Genomic DNA, 16,659 nt, shown 5'->3' on the forward strand with positions numbered 1-16,659 from the left:
CGGGCGCGCCCCACGTCTGCGGGCGCCACCCACGCTCACGGGCGTGAGCCACGACGACGGCGGCGGCCCGCGGGAGGTGCTCCCGCGGGCCGCCGCCGTTCACGTCTCCAGGTCCGGTTCCGCCTCGGGGTCCAGGTCCGCCTCCGCCCTCGCGTCGGCGTCCTCGTCCGTCACCGGATCCGGGTCAGGGACGCGGCCTAGACGCCTGCCGGCTCCTCCGGCTCCAGCTCCATCTCCTCGGCCGCGTCCCGACGCTGTGAAGGGATATCGGACTCCCCTCGCGCGTCCATGCGCGCCGCGCGCGCGTCCGCCTTGGCGCACAACGCCACCGCGGCGGCGTTGAAGCGCACCAGGGACGGTGGATCGGAGGGTCCGAGGAGGTGTTCCTTCAGCTCGGTGCGGGCCTGCACGAGGGTGTCGTGCGCCGGGTCGCGGACGGCCCGCAGGAGGGCGGGGACCTGCTTCGCCTTGGGGCCGAGGATGGTGCCGGCCCGTACGGTCGGGAACTCCGCCGTGAACTCCGCCTCCGTCCGGCCGCTGGTGTTGGCGACCGCGTACGGCTTCTCGCTGGTCAGGTAGTCCGAGATGACGCTGGAGACATCGCTGATCAGCACGTGCGCGACGTTGAAGCAGGCGTAGATGCCGGGGCGGGAGTCGGTGATGATCTGGTGCTCCCACGCGGGCAGCGAGGCCCAGTACGCCTCCTCCCAGGCGGCGGTCGCGGCCTGCACGGCCTCGGCCCGGCCGGGCTGGGGGGAGGACTGCACGAGCATGCGCTCGACCTCGTCGGCGCCGGTGCGGAAGGACGTGGTGGCGAGCGCGTCCAGCTCCGTCTGCACCCGGGCCAGCTCGGCGGCGGCCTCCGGACCCGGCCGCTCGACGCCCCGGCCGCCCCCGCCCCCGCCGCCCGCGGCGGCCTCGGCGACCATCGCGGCGTTCGCCTCGGTGATCATGGCCTGGATCCGCTTGTTGGCCTCGCCCGCGCGCGGGTCGACCGAGCCGGTCAGCGGGTGCGGCTTGTACAGCAGCCGTACCCCGGGGTCGGCGAGCAGCTCGCGCACGATGTTCTCGCCGGCCAGCACGACGGAGGTGTTGCCCGGGTTGCCGTCCCAGCCCTCCCAGGTGGGGGCGTACAGCACGGTGGTGAGGCCGTCGGCGGGCGGCGGTCCCGCGTATGGGCGGATCGGGGCGAGCTGCGGGCGGCCGACCTCCACCACGTCGTGGTCGTCGACGCCGATGTCGGCGAGCTGGTAGCGGTCGCGGGCCGCGGGACCCGCCACCCACACCTCGTCGTACGCCTTGGCGTAGGGGTTGCAGCTCGACAGCTTGTCGCTCTCGCCGTGGTTGGTGAAGGCGTGCTTGATGGTGGGGATGCGCAGCACCTGCGAGGTCTTCCCGGAGTTCGCCGGGTGCAGCAGCATCTTCAGCGTCGAGTGCTCCAGGAGCATCAGGTCGGCGACCTTGGGCAGGCAGACGATCGGCACGTCGGTGGCGGTGATCTTCTGCACCATGAAGCGCTCGCGGAGCACGATCAGCGGCTTGCCGTCGAGGGCGGCCAGCGTGGAGACCCACATGTTGGCCTGGTACGCGGACGTGGCGCCGCCGGAGAAGTAGAGGCCCACGGTCGGGCGGTACTCCTGCAGCCAGCCGGCGAACCACTCGCGTACCCGCTGTTCGTCGGCCGTGCGCTTGTCGGGCAGCAGCCAGGTCGCCAGGTACAGGGCGCCGCCCAGACTCAGCGCCAGCGAGATGCCGAGGCCCAGCACGCCCCACACCGCGTCCGCGGTGGCGGCGGTGGTCAGCAGCCCGACCGTGACCGGCACCGAGAGGTACAGCAGGCGGTGGCTGGAGCGGCGGGCGAGGATCCGCGGCGGCGCGGGCGCGAGGCCCAGCGCGGAGACGTCGACGTTGCGGGTGACGACCGGCAGCGTACGGTCGCGGCGCACCATGATCATGACGCCCTGGATGAGGAAGTGCACCAGGTACGTCGACAGCAGCATGACCGTCAGCGGCGACTGCTCCTTCAGCGGCTCGATGCCGTCGATCTGCAGGAGGCCGAAGAGGATGAGCATGTCGCGCAGCAACTGGCGGACCATCACGTCGAAGCGGACCCTGCTGAGCAGGGAGAGCAGCCCGGGCTGCCGGTGCTGCAGATAGAGGTCGAGGGCGAGGCCGCCGGCGGCGGCGGCGACGAGCAGGGGCACGTTGGGCTTGAGCGCGCCGACGAGCTGCGCGCAATACGCTGCTAGCAGTGCGGTCAGCGCCATGAGCTGCACGGCGCGGCGGGGGGCGATACCGGCGAAAGGCACGGGTGCTGACTCCTGGCAGGAAAGTCGTGAGGGCAGTCCCGGGACCGCGTGGTTCCGGGGTGGTACGGAGTTGACCCCAGACCGTATGACGGTGACGGGGCAGGAGACAATTCTCCACCCGGCATGGGCCGCCAATCGGGCTCAAATGCGGGTATGGGTCCTTGCCGCCCTTTTCGTTTCCGGGATCCGCACACGTGTCCGCCCCGGCGCGCCGGCGGGGCAGCCGGGGCTCCGGGGCTCCCGCGGGCTCCGGGCGGATGTCCGTACCGTGGGACGGCGCCGCCGGGCGGCCGGCCGGTGGCGTAGATTCGCAGTTCCGTACGTAAGGGACGCGGGCCGGGAAAGCGCAGGGGTACAGGTGGCAGGGGCGAGTCGGGAAGCCGCGGCGGGTGCCCGCAGGATCGTCGTGAAGGTGGGGTCGTCCTCGCTGACCACCGCGGCCGGCGGGCTGGACGCGGACCGGGTCGACGCGCTCGTGGACGCGCTCGCCAAGCACGGCGAGCGGGAGATCGTGCTGGTCAGCTCCGGGGCCATCGCCGCCGGTCTGGCGCCGCTCGGCCTCGGCAAGCGGCCGCGCGACCTGGCCAGGCAGCAGGCGGCGGCCAGCGTCGGGCAGGGGCTGCTGCTGGCCCGCTACACCGCCTCGTACGCCCGCTACGGCCGGCGCGTCGGGCAGGTGCTGCTGACCACCGACGACATGAGCCGCCGCACGCACTACCGCAACGCGCAGCGCACCCTGGAGCAGCTCTTCGCCATGGGCGCCGTGCCCGTCGTCAACGAGAACGACACCGTGGCCACCGAGGAGATCCGCTTCGGCGACAACGACCGCCTCGCCGCCCTCGTCGCCCATCTGGCCCGCGCCGACCTGCTGGTGCTCCTCTCCGACGTCGACGGCCTCTACGACGGCCCGCCCGCCGCTCCGGGCGCCACCCGCATCGCCGAGGTGCGCCACCGCGGCGAGCTGGCCGGCATCCGGCTCGGGCCCGCCGGGCGGGCGGGGGTGGGCACGGGCGGCATGGTGACCAAGGTGGAGGCCGCCAGGATCGCCACCGGCGAGGGCGTGCCCGTCGTGCTGACCTCCGCCGTGCACGCCGACGCGGCGCTGGCCGGGCTGCCCACCGGGACGTACTTCCACCCCACCGGGCGGCGCGCCCGGGGCCGCCTGCTGTGGCTCGCGCACGCCTCCACCCCGCTGGGGGCGCTGGTGCTGGACGACGGCGCGGTACGGGCCGTCACCGAGCGGCGCACGTCGCTGCTGCCGGCGGGCATCAAGGAGGTGGAGGGCCGGTTCACGGCGGGCGACCCGGTGGAGCTGCGGGACACCGCGGGCCGGGCGGTCGCGCGCGGGCTCGTCGCCTTCGACGCCGAGGAGCTGCCTCGGCTGCTCGGGCGCTCCACCCGCGAGCTGGCCCGGGAGCTGGGTCCGGCGTACGAGCGGGAGGTCGTGCACCGGGACGATCTCGTGGTGCTCGACAGGTGAGGCGCGGGCGGTGCTGTGCGACAACAGAGGCGTCACGGGTGACGGGCGACAAGTGCTGTGCGGCGGGCGACAGTTGAGCGCCGGGGGCACGCGAGTGAGGCGCGAGGGGTGACGCACCCCGCGTGAGACCGGCGCGCGGTCCGCGAAATTCCGCAGTCGCGGCAGAGACCTTGGGCAAAAGCACCACGGGCGGGCGCGTCGGCTGGTCAACTTTGTTGTATGGGGCTGCCGCGGCGCGCAGCCCGTTGCAGACTCGTATTCAGGAGGCCGCCCGTGACCCAAGGGCGTCCAGGGGCGCTGCCCCGGGGAACGGCACAGCGGACGCTGACCAGCGTCAAAGGGACCGGAGGTGGGCAGGCGGGCAGCGCGGAGGAGCCGGCGACCGCGGCGGACGCCGACGGGCCCGCCGCGGACGGTGCCCACCGGCTGTGGCACGTCACGCTGAGCGTCGCGGGACCCGAGGCCCCGCTGAAGGAGGTCAGGCGCGGTCTGGAGCGGCTGGCACACGACCACCCCTTCCTGCTGACCAGCCGTTACGCCAACGACCACGCCGAGATCCGCTACTGGGAAGAGGCCCGCGACCTGCACGACGCGGCGGCCGTGGCGCTGCGGCTCTGGGGGGAGCACCGGGCGTCGGCGCAGTTGCCGCCGTGGGAGATCGTCGGCCTGGAGGTGATCGCGCGGGAGACGTACCACCAGCGCATCGCCGACGGCTACGGGCCGGCCCCGGCGGTTCCGGTGGGGGTGCATCCGTTCTGAGCAGCGCGGAGCCGGCCGCACCGGTCGGGGGCGTACGGGGGCGTGCGCCTCGGCGCACGCGGCGGCATCCGCGCCCGAGGCGGCTACCGGCGCACGCGCACGGGGTGAAGCGCGGGAGCACACATCCGCCGGTCCCGCGTCTCGCGGAGTGATACGGCACGTCCGCGATGTCGGCACCGCCGACTACGCTGCTCGGCATGAGCAGCGAAACCCTGTCCCCGGTCGGCCAGGCCGCCCAGCGTGCGCGTACCGCGGCGGCGATGATCGCCCCGCTGCCCCGGGCGGCCAAGGACGCCGCCCTGCTCGCCGTCGCCGACGCGCTCCAGGCGCGCGCCGCGGAGGTCGTCGCGGCCAACGCCGAGGACGTCGCCCGGGCGCGGGCCGACGGGGTCTCCGACGCGATCGTGGACCGGCTGACGCTGACCGAGGAGCGGATCGCCGGCGTCGCCTCCGACGTCCGGGACGTCGCCGGGCTGCCGGACCCCGTCGGCGAGGTGGTCCGCGGCTCCACGCTGCCGAACGGTCTCGAACTGCGCCAGGTGCGGGTGCCGCTGGGCGTCGTCGGCATCATCTACGAGGGCCGGCCCAACGTCACCGTGGACGCCGCCGCGCTGTGCCTCAAGTCGGGCAACGCGGTGCTCCTGCGCGGCTCCTCCTCCGCGTACGCCTCGAACACCGCCCTCGTCGCCGTGCTGCGCGACGCGCTGGCCGCCGCCGGGCTGCCGCCGGACGCGGTGCAGTTGGTGCCCGGCCAGGGCCGGGAGTCCGTGCACGAGCTGATGCGCGCCCGCGGCCTGGTCGACGTGCTGATCCCGCGCGGCGGCGTCGGCCTCATCCGCACCGTCGTGGAGGAGTCCACGGTCCCGGTGATCGAGACCGGCACGGGCAACTGCCACGTGTACGTGGACGAGCACGCCGACCTCGACCTCGCCGAGAAGATCCTCGTCAACTCCAAGGCGCAGCGCCCCAGCGTGTGCAACGCCGCCGAGACCGTCCTCGTCCACCAGGCCGTGGCCGACGCGTTCCTGCCCCGCGCCCTGCGGGCCCTCCAGGCCGCGGGGGTGACCGTGCACGGCGACGACGCCTGGGTGAAGGCGGGCGCCTCGGCCGGCGTGGAGGTGCCCCTCGCCGGCGACGAGGACTGGGCCACGGAGTACCTGTCGTACGACATCGCCGCCGCCGTGGTGCGCTCCCTGGACGACGCGGTCGCGCACATCCGCCGCTGGTCCTCCGGGCACACCGAGGCCGTCGTCACCCGCGACACCGGCGCGGCCCGCCGCTTCACCTCTCTGGTGGATTCCGCGGCGGTCATGGTCAACGCCTCGACCCGGTTCACCGACGGCGCGGAGTTCGGCTTCGGCGCGGAGATCGGCATCTCCACGCAGAAGCTGCACGCCCGCGGGCCGATGGGGCTGCCGGAGCTGACCTCGACGAAGTACGTCGTCACGGGCGACGGCCAGCTCAAGGGCCAGTAGCCCGGCGCCCGACAGCCGAACGGACCACAGAGCCGCCGGGAGCCGGACCGGCGGCCCGTGCGCCCGGCGGGCGCCTCGGGGCCCCTGAGCCCGGCGGGCGGCCTTTGCGCCCGGTGAGACCGGGCGGCGGCCCCGGTGCCGTGAGAGGGCCGTACAGGCGGCTTCCCGGGCCCGTACCGCGGCCCGCGCGGGTCGCGGGGACGGCCGGGACCCGTCGCCCGGATCCCGCGCTGCCTGGCGCATCCCGACTGTCCCGGTTTACGCTGGTCGGGTGCCGGACGATGCGGGGGGCAGGCCGTACGCCGAAGGCGACGAGCCCGACAGCCACCACCACGGAGGCGCGGACGAGGAGTTCGCCGCCGTGGTCCTCGACGAGGACTTCGTCCGTTCCGCCCACTTCCACGAGCCCAGCGCCGTGGAGCGCATGGTCGGCGCCGCCGAGGCGCGCGCCCAGGCCGAGGCCGTCCTCGACGACGCCGCGCAGGAGAGCCGGCTGTACGACGGCTGGGACGACCCGGACGCCCCCGACCCGTACGGCCCCTACGGCGGCGCCCTGCGCCCGTACCGCGGCCACGGGCACTGGCAGCGCCCCGTCGCCCTGCTGCTCGCCCTCCTCCTCGGGGTCGGAATAATCGCGCTGTCCTTCGCCGCCGTGTACCGTTCGGGCCCCGACGGCCGCGACGACGCCCCGCCCCCCGGCGGCTCCAGCCCTTCGGCCACGACCGGCGCGGACGCCCGCGAGCCGTCGCTGACACCGCGCTGAACCCCTGCCGGACCGGCGCCGGCGATCTACGCCGGGCGCTTCCACCCGATTGGTCCTCACCCTCCCCCTACGTCCTGCGGCCGTGGGCGGTACCCCCACGGCGCAGCGGCAAGTTGGCGTTGACGCGCCGGTTTACGCGGGCCGCCGCGGACCTACTCTTCTGTATATGGCCGGGCACGAAGGCCCGCCCGACGGGACACCCGAGCGCGCCCCGGGAGGCGGAGACGACGAGTACCGCTCCATCGTCTTCGATGAGGCGTTCGTCAAAGCTGCCCGACTGGAGGAGTACTCCGCCCGCGAGCGCGTCGGCGACCACACCCCCGCCGTACGCAGCCGCCGCCCACACCGCCCCGGCGCCTCGCGGCAGGCCCTGGTGCTCGTCCTGCTCATCGCGCTCGCCTTCGGCACCGCCATCTACATGGGCGTACGCCACCCCTACCGGCAGCCCGGCGTCCCCGCCGCGGCGCCGCTGCGCAGCACCGTCGTCCCGCTGACGCCCGACGGCCCGGTGCCCGGCGGCCGGCCAGGCGAGCTGATCGCCGACAGCCCCGCCGCGGACTTCGGCACCGGCGCCGCCGGCATCGAGCTGCCGGACCCGGACTCGACCCGGCACTTCACCGAGGAGCAGGTCGTCCAGGCCCTCACCGCCAGCAAGGACTACCTCGTCACCTCGGCGGCCGACGTCGGCACGCTCACCGGTGGCAACGTCCGCGACGTGCGCGTCCAACTCGACCCGCAGCAGCACGGCCAGTTCGACCAGAGCCTGGCCCGCCCCGCCGACGACGGCAGGCACGCCGCGACCGGCTGGATGATCCGCTTCGACCCCGAGCACGTGCGGCTGGCCGACCAGCGCGTCCGGGTCGACGGCGCGGTGAGGTTTGCGGAGGTGAGCGAGCAGGAGCTCGAGGTCAGCGCCGACCACGTCTTCGTCTACGTGCTGCGTTCCGCCAAGGAGTCCGCCGGGGCGGCCGGAAGCGCGGACGCCTCGCTGTTCACCGTGCGCCGCCAGGTGCGCATCCGCTTCGACCACGACGACCTGCGCGACCGCCAACTGGAGCTGGCCGAGACCGCGCTGACCGCCGGGCCGCTGGCGTGCACCGCGGACGCCGCGGCGTACCTGCGGCCGCTGCTGGCCGGCGAGCGGGATCCGCAGAAGACGCCGCAGGGCACCAACCCGTTCGCGACGCCGGGGCAGTTGAGCGGCGCGCTGTGCGGGGTGCTGGACACGGGCCAGGTGACGAGAGCGTCGTAGCCCGCGGAGGTACGGGCCGGGCGCACGGGCGGACGGGACGTACGGACCGGAGGGGCCGGACCCGCCGACCGCGCGTACGACCGGCACCCCCGCACCCCCCAAAGAACGGCGCCGCCGCCCCGGGACGAGGGGAGGCGGCGTGCGTACGGGGGGCGGGCGCTGCCCGCCGAGCGGAGGGGGTGCTCAGTTGGGCGAGGCGTCCGAGGGGCCGGACCCGTCCGACGGACCCGAGCCGCCGGAGCCGCCGGTGCCGCGGCTGTTGAAGCGGTCCCGCAGCTTGCCGCCTATGTCGGCGGTGCCGCCCGCGATGTCGTTGACGAGCCGCAGCAGCGGGTCCTTGCTGTTCTTCACGGTGTCCGCGTAGCTGCTGGCCGACTCGCGGAAGGAGTCGCGCGCGGAGGCGTCCTTGTCCTCGTCGCGCCGCGGGTAGTGGCCGTCCATGATCCGCTGGTAGTCGCGGCTCTCCGACCACCTCTTGAGCTCGGCGGCCCGGATGGTGGTGAACGGGTGGCTGCGCGGCAGCACGTTGAGGATCTTCAGGACGGAGTCGCGGACGTCGCCGCCCTTGTCGTACTCCTCGGCCTGCTGGAGGAAGGCGTCGACGTTCATCTCGTGCAGGTGGTTGCCGCCGGCGAGCTTCATCAGCCCGCGCATCGACGCCTCCAGGTCCTGCCCGACGAGCAGCCCGGCGCGGTCCGCGGACAGCTCCGACTTGCGGAACCACTCCAGCAGCGCGGCGATGATGGCCCGGATCGCCAGGGCGCCCAGCGGGATCCAGGCGAGCGCGAGGGCGAGGTTGGTGAGGAAGAGCATGATCGTGCGGTACACCGAGTGGCCGGAGAGCGCGTGGCCCACCTCGTGACCGACGACCGCCCGCATCTCCTCCTCGTCGAGCAGCTCGACGAGGCCGGTGGTGACGACGATGATCGGCTCGTCCATGCCGATGCACATCGCGTTGGGCTGGGGGTCCTGCTTGACGTACATCTGCGGGACCTTCTCCAGGTCCAGGATGTAACAGGCGTCGCGCAGCATGTCGTGCAGGTGCTGGAACTGCTGGTCGCTGACCCGCACCGAGTCGGAGAGGAACAGCAGCCGCAGCGAGCGCTCGGGCAGCATGCCGCTGATCGCCTTGAAGACCTTGTCGAAGCCGGTGAGCTTGCGCAGCGAGACCAGCGCGGAGCGGTCGGCGGGGTGCTCGTACGCCCGTGAGGAGATGCCGGGGAACCTCCGGCGTTCTCGGCTCGGCACGTTCTTGTTGAGTTCAGGCATGTGCGTCCGTCCCCTCCCCGTACGTCTGACCCCCAAGGCTAGTGCGACAACGGGCCGGCGCGGCCGGGAGTTCCGTAGCAGGTTCGTCACGGCACCCGTACCGGGCGGTGACCTCGACGGCCGCCGCGGCGGGCCCGCCCGCGCCCCCCGATGGCGGAGCCGACGTGGGGGCACGCCGCGGACCCGCTTACGATGTCGAGGCACGCCCACCCGACGACACCGGATTGGCCACAGTGACCATGAGCGCTCTGACCGCCGCCCACGACCTCGCCGTGACCCTCGCCGCCGCATCCGAGAGCGGAGGCGGCGGCCATCACGAGAGCGACGACTCCAGCCTCAACGCGTACTTCGTCGGCGGGAGCGCGCTGTTCATCCTGCTGCTGCTGCTCTTCATCACCACCCGCTTCAACCGGGACCGCTGAAGGCGGTGAGGCGCAGACTGGGCGTGATGGGCGGGACGTTCGACCCCGTCCACCACGGTCACCTGGTGGCGGCGAGCGAGGTCGCCGCCCGCTTCCACCTCGACGAGGTGATCTTCGTGCCCACGGGCGAGCCGTGGCAGAAGAGCGAGAAGGCGGTCTCGCCGCGCGAGGACCGCTATCTGATGACCGTGATCGCCACGGCGTCGAACCCCCAGTTCTCGGTCAGCCGCATCGACATCGACCGCGACGGCCCGACGTACACGATCGACACCCTCCGGGAGCTGCACGCGCTCGAACCGGAGGCGGAGCTGTTCTTCATCACCGGCGCGGACGCGCTCTCCCAGATCTTCACCTGGCGGGGCTGGGACGAGCTGTTCTCGCTGGCCCACTTCATCGGAGTGACCAGGCCGGGTCACCGGTTGCACGACCCCGGGCTGCCCGAGGGCAGGGTGTCGCTGGTCGAGGTTCCCGCGCTCGCCATCTCGTCCACGGATTGCCGGGAACGGGTGGCTCGTGACGAACCCGTCTGGTATTTGGTGCCAGACGGCGTTGTGCGCTACATCAACAAGCGAAGGCTTTACCGCGACCCGGAATGAAGCGCAGGATCTACGGGGGCGGCGGGGGCCGCACGGGGAGCGAAGGGTAAGCACGGGGGGACCGTGGGCGGGGATTGCCCATAATGGAAGGGGCACCAGTGAACGACGGATACCGCGGCCCTCAGGGCCACGACCCGTACGAGGACCCCTACGCCCGCGGCTACGACGCGTACGGACAGCAGGGCTACGACTACGACGGGCAGGGCGCCCCCCAGGACCCCGGCCAGCGCTACCGGGATCCGTCCGGCGGCTACGGGTACGACTACGACCCGTACGCCCAGCAGCAGCCCCCGCAGCAGGCCCCCTACCCGGCCCAGGCCCCCCACCCCCAGGCGCGGCAGCACTACGCCCCGCAGGCCCCGCCCCCGGCCGTCGGGTACGACTACGACTACGACCCCTACGGCCCGGCCGCGCACTCCGGCGAGCAGCCCGTGACCGCCGTACCCCCCGACGGCGACTGGGCGCGCATCCCGCAGCAGCGCGCGCCGGGGGAGCCCGCCGGCCCGGGCGGGCCGCCCCACGAGCCGCGCGAGTACGCCACCGAGCAGTTCTCCTTCGTCGAGGACGAGACCGAGTCCTCCGAAGACGTCATCGACTGGCTGAAGTTCACCGAGAGCCGCACCGAGCGGCGCGAGGAGGCCAAGCGCCGCGGCCGCAACCGCCGCGTCGCGCTGCTGGTCGTCATGGTCCTCGCCGTGCTCGGCGGCACCGGCTACCTGTGGGCCACCGACCGGCTCCCCTTCGTCGGCGGCGAGTCCGGGCCCCCGGCGGCGGCCGAGGAGAAGCGCGACACCCTCGTGGTGCACCTGCACGACACCGACGGCGGCGGCAGCGCCACGGCGCTGCTCGTGAACAACGCCACCACCGGCAAGGGCACCACGGTGCTGCTCCCCAACGACCTCGCCGTCTCCGGCGACGACGGCACCGCCACCACCCTCGGCCAGGCCGTCGACGAGCAGGGCGCGGGCGCCACCCGGGACGCGATCGACACGCTGCTCGGCTCGCAGATCAAGGGGAGCTGGCGGCTGGACACCCCGTACCTGGAGATCCTCGTGGAGGGCGTCGGCGGCATCACCGTCGACGCGGACGCGACCGTGCCCGGCGCGAAGAAGGGCGACGACCCGCTGGTCGAGGAGGGCCAGAAGCGCAGGCTCAACGGCGAGCAGGCCATCGCCTACGCCACCCACCTGGCGGACGGCGAGCCGCAGACGGCGCAGTTGCAGCGCTTCGGGCAGGTCATGCAGGCGGTGCTGCGGAACCTGCCGAGCGATCCGGCGGGCGCCAAGAGCCTGGTGAAGTCCATGGGCATGGTCCTCGACCCGTCGCTGTCGGAGGCCGAGCTGGCCGCGTCCCTGGCGTCGCTGTCGGAGCTGGCCAAGGAGGGCGCGTACGCGACCGAGACGCTGGACGTCGGGGGCGACGGCCGGCCGAGCGAGCAGGCCACGCGGAAGGTCGTCGAGGACGTCCTCGGCGGCACGGTCAAGAGCCCCGACGGGGCCGCGGCCCCGCGGGTCAGCGTGCAGAACGGCGCGGGCAGCGCGAAGCCGGCGGAAACGGCGAAGGTCGCGCTGGTCAACGGCGGCTTCACCTTTGTCGACGGCGGCCAGGCGGCGGAGCCCGCGGAGACCTCCGAGGTGCGCTACAAGGACGCGGCGGCGAAGGAGCAGGCCGTGCAGGTCGCCAAGACGCTGGGGCTGCCGGAGAAGGCGGTGGCCAAGGGCGAGACGCCCGCGAACGCGGACGTCGTGGTCGTCCTCGGGCAGGACTACGAGGGGTGACGGTGCCGGAAGCCGCGGGGCTGTCGTACGGGCGTGAGATCCTGGAATGTGTATCCACGGTGATACCCCGAGTTCCCGACAGAAGTGGACAGCCCCGCCCGTGACCGCAACGGACCGCTCCATCGACCTGGTCAGCACCGCGGCGCAGGCCGCCGCCGACAAGCTCGCGCACGACATCGTCGCGTACGACGTCAGCGACGTCCTCGCCATCACCGACGCCTTTCTGCTCGCCTCGGCGCCCAACGACCGCCAGGTCAAGGCCGTCGTGGACGGCATCGAGGAGGCCCTGCTGAAGGAGCGCGGCGCCAAGCCGGTGCGGCGCGAGGGCGAGCGGGACGGCCGCTGGGTCCTGCTGGACTACTCGGACATCGTGGTCCACGTGCAGCACTCCGAGGAGCGGGTGTTCTACGCGCTGGAGCGGCTGTGGAAGGACTGCCCGACGCTGGACCTGCCGCCGGACGCGGTGGCCACCCGGGGCCGCGCCGCCGAGTACGCGCAGGCGCACGGCGACGGGGTCCGGCGGGATGCGTGACCGCCGGATCGTCCTGTGGCGGCACGGCCAGACGGCGTGGAACCTGGAGGGGCGCTTCCAGGGCCAGACGGACATCGAGCTGACCGAGGCGGGCGTGCTGCAGGCGCGGCGCGCCGCCCGGCTGCTTGCGGCGCTGCGGCCGGACGCGATGATCTGCTCCGACCTGCTGCGGACGCGCGCCACGGCCGCGGAGCTGGTGGCGCTGACGGGCCTTGAGGTGACGTACGACAGCGCCCTGCGGGAGACGTACGCGGGCGTCTGGCAGGGGCTGACGCACGACGAGATCATCGCGCGGCACGGCGAGCAGTACGCCGCGTGGAGGCGCGGCGAGCCGGTGCGGCGCGGCGGCGGTGAGCTGGAGACCGAGGTCGCGGACCGGGCGGCGCCGGTGGTGCTGGCGCACGCCGACAAGCTGACGGACGTCGGCACGCTGGTGGTGGTCAGCCACGGGGGCACGATCCGCACGACGATCGGGCGGCTGCTGGGCATCGAGCCGCGGCACTGGGAGGCGCTGGGCGGGCTGTCGAACTGCAGTTGGTCGGTGCTGGGAGAGTCGGTGCGCGGCTGGCGGCTGCTGGAGCACAACGCGGGGAGCCTGCCGGAGCCGGTGCTCGGCGACGACACGTGAGGATCGGGCGGTCCGGGGAAACCGATTTTTGTTTCCGGCCCCCTTCCCGCTAAGCTCTGACACGTTCCGCCCGCCAGGTTCGGCGGCCGTACGGGGCTATAGCTCAGTTGGTAGAGCGCTTGCATGGCATGCAAGAGGTCAGGAGTTCGATTCTCCTTAGCTCCACGCGAACGATCTTCGAAATCCCGTCCCGCTGGGGCGGGATTCGTCGTTTCCGGAGCCCTCAGCGATCCCTCAGCGACTCGCTCGGGCGCGCTCCTCCGACAGGGGGCGGGCGTGGGCCGGGCAGCCGATCAGCGGATCGGCCAGGGTCCGCAGGCAGTCGAGCAGCTTGCGGCTCTCGTCGTCCGCGGGGGTGTAGACCACGATCCGGGTCTCCGGCATGCCCGTGATCGACAGCGACGTGGAGACGCAGCGCAGCTCGCCGACCGAGGCGTGCTGCACGACCTTGATGCGTGAGCCGGGCGGGGCCACGTCCCCGCTGCGCCACATCGCCGAGAAGTCCTCGCTGATCTCGGACAGGCCGCGGATCAGCCGCTCCCAGGACGGCTCGCCGACGTGCCGCCCGTACGCCCCGCGGAGCGTCGCCACCAGGATCGGCAGCTCCTCGTCCCGGTTGGTCATCGCGCAGCAGCAGGCGCGGGTGGAGAAGAGCTGCCACAGGACGTTCCGCTCGTGCGGCTCGGCGGCGCGGACGGCGGGGAACATCCGCTCGTACAGGTCGTTGGCCGCGAGGACGTCGTAGCGCGAGTTGTAGACCGCCGCGGGCAGGTCCATGGCTGCGAGGATCCCGAGCACCTCCGGGCCGACGGACCGGGCGGCGGCGGCCGGCTCGGGCGCGTACGGCACCGCGGCGAGGTGGTAGAGGTGCTCGCGCTCCATCGCGTCGAGGCGCAGGGTGCGCGCCACCGCGTCGAGCACCTGGGGGCTGGCGTTGATGGGCCGGCCCTGCTCCAGCCACGTGTACCACGTGACGCCGACGCCGGAGAGCTGCGCGACCTCCTCGCGGCGCAGCCCCGGGGTGCGGCGCCGCGGGCCCGGCGGCATGCCGACGTCCGCCGGGGTGATGCGCGCCCTGCGGCTGCGCAGGAAGGCGGCCAGCTCCGGCCTGCGGCGTCCGTTCGCCACCGTCGTCATGCTCATCTCCCCAGGGTCGGGCCGGCCGGCCCGCCGTGCCAGGTGCTGTCAGTACCAGCATTGGCAGGCTCTCATTACCAGTACAGCGCCCGGGAGATGCTCGCGGTATGCGTGAGACCACCACGACCTCCCCCGCCGACGGCCCCCGGTCGCCCGGCACCGCCGATGCATCCAGTAAAGCGCCCGGCACCGACATCGCCCCCGGCGTGCGTACCGGCTGGCTCCTCGGCGTCGTCCTCGCCGGTCAGTTCATGGCGCTGCTCGACGTCTTCATCGTCAACGTCGCGGCCCCCACCATGCGCACCGACCTGGGCACCTCCGGGGCCGAGCTGCAACTGATCATCGCCGGGTACGTCATCTCGTACGCCGTGCTGCTGATCACCGGTGCCCGGCTGGGCGCCATGTTCGGCCACCGCCGCATGTATCTCGTGGGGCTCGCGCTCTTCACCGCCGCCTCGCTCGCCTGCGGGCTTGCCGCAGGGCCCGGCCAGCTCATCGCGTTCCGGCTGGTGCAGGGCGCCGGCGCGGCGGCGATGATCCCGCAGGTGCTCAGCCTCATCCAGCGCACCTTCACCGGCACCGCGCGCGTCCGGGCCCTCGGCGTCTACGCGGCGGTCCTGGCCACCGGCGCGGCGGCCGGGCAGATAGCCGGCGGCATCCTGGTCAGCGCCGACCTCTTCGGCTGGGGCTGGCGCCCGGTGTTCCTGGTGAACGTGGTCGTGGGCCTGCCCCTGCTCGTGCTCGGCGCCCGGCTGCTGCCGGGCGACGAGCCGCGGCCCGCGGCGGGCGGCGGCCCGGTCTACGGCGGGGTGCTCGACCGCGGCGGGCTGGTGCTGCTCGCCACCGCGGTCTCCCTGTTCACCGTGCCGCTGGTGCTGGGCCAGGAGCTGGACTGGCCCGCCTGGGGCTGGGTCATGCTGGCCGGCAGCGTGGCGGCGGCGGTGGCCTTCGCGGCGTACGAGTCGAGCCTGGCCCGGCGCGGGGGCGTGCCGCTGTTCCCGCCGCGCGTGGTGCGTGCGCCGGGGATGCCCGTGGCCGTCGTGCGCACCGGTCTCTCGATGGTGGTCAACGGCGGGTTCATGTTCGTCATGGCGCTGCACCTGCAGTCGGGGCTCGGCTTCGGCGCGCTGCGCGCGGGGCTGACCTTCGTGCCGACCGCCGTCGCCTTCGGGGCCGCCGGGCTGACCTGGCAGCGGCTCCCGGAGCGGCTGCGCCCGGCGCTGGTGCCGGCCGGCTTCGCGACGCTCACGGTGTCGTTCCTGGCGGTGGGCCTGGCGATGCGCGACGGCGGCGAGGGCGGCCCCGGCTTCTACGCCGGGCTGACCGGCGTCGGGCTCGGCCTGGCGCTGGCCTTCAGCCCCAGCCTGACCGGCGCGCTCGCGCTCGTACGCCCCGAGGACGCGCCGCACGCCAGCGGCCTGATGACCACCACGGCACAGCTCGGCAGCCTCATCGGCGTGGCCACGATCGGCACCCTGTACCTGGAGCGCGTGGGCCCGCTGACTGCCCAGGGTTCCGCGGACGCGATCTGGGACGCCTGTCTCGCGCTGGCCGCTGTGGGGGTACTGGGGCTGCTTGCGGGGGTTCGGTACCGGTATCGGCGCTGACCGCCTCCGGCGCGCGTGGCAGAATCACAGCATCCTCACAGGGCGGAAGCCGAAGGGAGGGGCTGCGAGATGCCTTCGTGCGCCACCGGGAGGCAGCCGGCGGCCGATTCCCGCCGGCCGGGAACGTACCGCGCCTCCGCCCTGCACTGTCCGGCCTGCGGTTCCTCGCACGTCGCGCAGGTGCTCGGTGACAACGGCGGAGTGTCCTATGTGTGCACGGCCTGCGGCCATAGCTGGAGCTGAGTGATGGGAGCACACAGCAGGAAGTGCGACTGGTGCGGCAACGGCACCCCGATCGTGCGCGACATGGAGCCGCTCAACCCCGACTACCAGTACTGGTGCGAGGAGTGCGCGCGGGCGCTGATCATAAAGGGCGACCCCATCGAGACGTACCGCGAGCTGGAGGGCGAGCCGATCTACGGCCGGCTGCTGGACGAACACTGCACGCTCAAGCGCTTCTACTCGTTCGCGACGGCCTGATCCCGCGCCTCCGGCGGTGGGGTAGGGTGAAGCCCGCCCAGGGGCTATAGCTCAGTTGGTAGAGCACTTGCATGGCATGCAAGGGGTCAGGAGTTCGAATCTCCTTAGCTCCACTCGGCTCCCCTCCGGGCTGCGATATCCTGGGCGCATGCGAGCCCGACGCCTTCTGCTT

15 protein-coding genes and 2 tRNA genes are annotated in these 16,659 nt (G+C 73.4%); 14 read left to right on the forward strand and 3 right to left on the reverse strand.

The genetic code is table 11. The features are described 5' to 3' along the window. Window positions 1-197 precede the first annotated feature (197 nt). Window positions 198-2,309: a hypothetical protein gene (locus O7599_RS28010; RefSeq protein ID WP_281618380.1), complete on the reverse strand. Its 2,112-nt coding sequence runs from the start codon at window positions 2,307-2,309 to the stop codon at window positions 198-200. Window positions 2,310-2,715: 406 nt separating this feature from the next. Between O7599_RS28010 and proB the strand changes: the two genes are divergently transcribed. The 5 genes from proB to O7599_RS28035 all read left to right on the forward strand — a co-directional run bounded on the left by proB (window position 2,716) and on the right by O7599_RS28035 (window position 8,038). Beyond that, the gene (proB, locus tag O7599_RS28015; RefSeq protein ID WP_348652634.1) at window positions 2,716-3,789 is read left to right on the forward strand and encodes a glutamate 5-kinase; all 1,074 of its coding nucleotides are present in this window, start codon (window positions 2,716-2,718) and stop codon (window positions 3,787-3,789) included. A 273-nt stretch (window positions 3,790-4,062) separates the two neighbouring features. Further along, window positions 4,063-4,548, forward strand: coding sequence for a hypothetical protein (locus tag O7599_RS28020; protein ID WP_281618382.1), 486 nt, complete (start codon window positions 4,063-4,065; stop codon window positions 4,546-4,548). 197 nt (window positions 4,549-4,745) lie between these two features. Then, the gene (locus O7599_RS28025; protein WP_281618383.1) at window positions 4,746-6,023 is read left to right on the forward strand and encodes a glutamate-5-semialdehyde dehydrogenase; all 1,278 of its coding nucleotides are present in this window, start codon (window positions 4,746-4,748) and stop codon (window positions 6,021-6,023) included. Window positions 6,024-6,294: 271 nt separating this feature from the next. Further along, a complete protein-coding gene (locus O7599_RS28030; RefSeq protein WP_281618384.1) occupies window positions 6,295-6,786 on the forward strand; it encodes a hypothetical protein in 492 nt (163 codons plus the stop codon). Window positions 6,787-6,952: 166 nt separating this feature from the next. Further along, window positions 6,953-8,038, forward strand: coding sequence for a hypothetical protein (locus O7599_RS28035; protein WP_281618385.1), 1,086 nt, complete (start codon window positions 6,953-6,955; stop codon window positions 8,036-8,038). A 183-nt stretch (window positions 8,039-8,221) separates the two neighbouring features. Here the strand turns inward: O7599_RS28035 and O7599_RS28040 are convergent, their stop codons facing one another. Next, a complete protein-coding gene (locus O7599_RS28040) occupies window positions 8,222-9,307 on the reverse strand; it encodes a M48 family metallopeptidase (protein ID WP_281618386.1) in 1,086 nt (361 codons plus the stop codon). Window positions 9,308-9,546: 239 nt separating this feature from the next. Between O7599_RS28040 and O7599_RS28045 the strand changes: the two genes are divergently transcribed. The 6 genes from O7599_RS28045 (at window position 9,547) to O7599_RS28070 (ending at window position 13,428) form a co-directional block, all read left to right on the forward strand. Beyond that, window positions 9,547-9,729 carry a hypothetical protein gene (locus tag O7599_RS28045; RefSeq protein ID WP_281618387.1) on the forward strand — a complete coding sequence of 61 codons (183 nt, stop codon included), beginning with the start codon at window positions 9,547-9,549 and terminating at the stop codon, window positions 9,727-9,729. 5 nt (window positions 9,730-9,734) lie between these two features. Then, window positions 9,735-10,325, forward strand: a complete 591-nt coding sequence (gene nadD, locus O7599_RS28050) for a nicotinate-nucleotide adenylyltransferase (protein WP_281618388.1) — start codon at window positions 9,735-9,737, stop codon at window positions 10,323-10,325. A gap of 98 nt (window positions 10,326-10,423) precedes the next feature. Continuing rightward, window positions 10,424-12,103, forward strand: coding sequence for an LCP family protein (locus tag O7599_RS28055; RefSeq protein WP_281618389.1), 1,680 nt, complete (start codon window positions 10,424-10,426; stop codon window positions 12,101-12,103). A gap of 100 nt (window positions 12,104-12,203) precedes the next feature. Continuing rightward, window positions 12,204-12,635 carry a ribosome silencing factor gene (rsfS, locus tag O7599_RS28060; protein WP_281618390.1) on the forward strand — a complete coding sequence of 144 codons (432 nt, stop codon included), beginning with the start codon at window positions 12,204-12,206 and terminating at the stop codon, window positions 12,633-12,635. Then, window positions 12,628-13,263 carry a histidine phosphatase family protein gene (locus O7599_RS28065; protein ID WP_281618391.1) on the forward strand — a complete coding sequence of 212 codons (636 nt, stop codon included), beginning with the start codon at window positions 12,628-12,630 and terminating at the stop codon, window positions 13,261-13,263. Before rsfS ends, O7599_RS28065 begins: the two co-directional genes overlap by 8 nt. 92 nt (window positions 13,264-13,355) lie before the next feature. Then, window positions 13,356-13,428 (forward strand) — tRNA-Ala (locus O7599_RS28070). Between the two features lie 69 nt (window positions 13,429-13,497). Here O7599_RS28070 and O7599_RS28075 read toward each other — a convergent pair. Further along, window positions 13,498-14,400, reverse strand: coding sequence for a helix-turn-helix transcriptional regulator (locus tag O7599_RS28075; protein WP_281623547.1), 903 nt, complete (start codon window positions 14,398-14,400; stop codon window positions 13,498-13,500). A 107-nt stretch (window positions 14,401-14,507) separates the two neighbouring features. Between O7599_RS28075 and O7599_RS28080 the strand changes: the two genes are divergently transcribed. The 3 genes from O7599_RS28080 to O7599_RS28090 all read left to right on the forward strand — a co-directional run bounded on the left by O7599_RS28080 (window position 14,508) and on the right by O7599_RS28090 (window position 16,600). Then, complete coding sequence (locus tag O7599_RS28080; RefSeq protein ID WP_281618392.1) at window positions 14,508-16,007, forward strand: MFS transporter; 1,500 nt, start codon at window positions 14,508-14,510, stop codon at window positions 16,005-16,007. A gap of 246 nt (window positions 16,008-16,253) precedes the next feature. Further along, window positions 16,254-16,487 carry a hypothetical protein gene (locus O7599_RS28085; protein ID WP_026276023.1) on the forward strand — a complete coding sequence of 78 codons (234 nt, stop codon included), beginning with the start codon at window positions 16,254-16,256 and terminating at the stop codon, window positions 16,485-16,487. A 40-nt stretch (window positions 16,488-16,527) separates the two neighbouring features. Further along, a tRNA-Ala gene (locus O7599_RS28090) sits at window positions 16,528-16,600 on the forward strand. The last annotated feature ends 59 nt before the right edge of the window (window positions 16,601-16,659 follow it).

This window comes from Streptomyces sp. WMMC500, assembly GCF_027497195.1.
GTDB lineage: Bacteria > Actinomycetota > Actinomycetes > Streptomycetales > Streptomycetaceae > Streptomyces.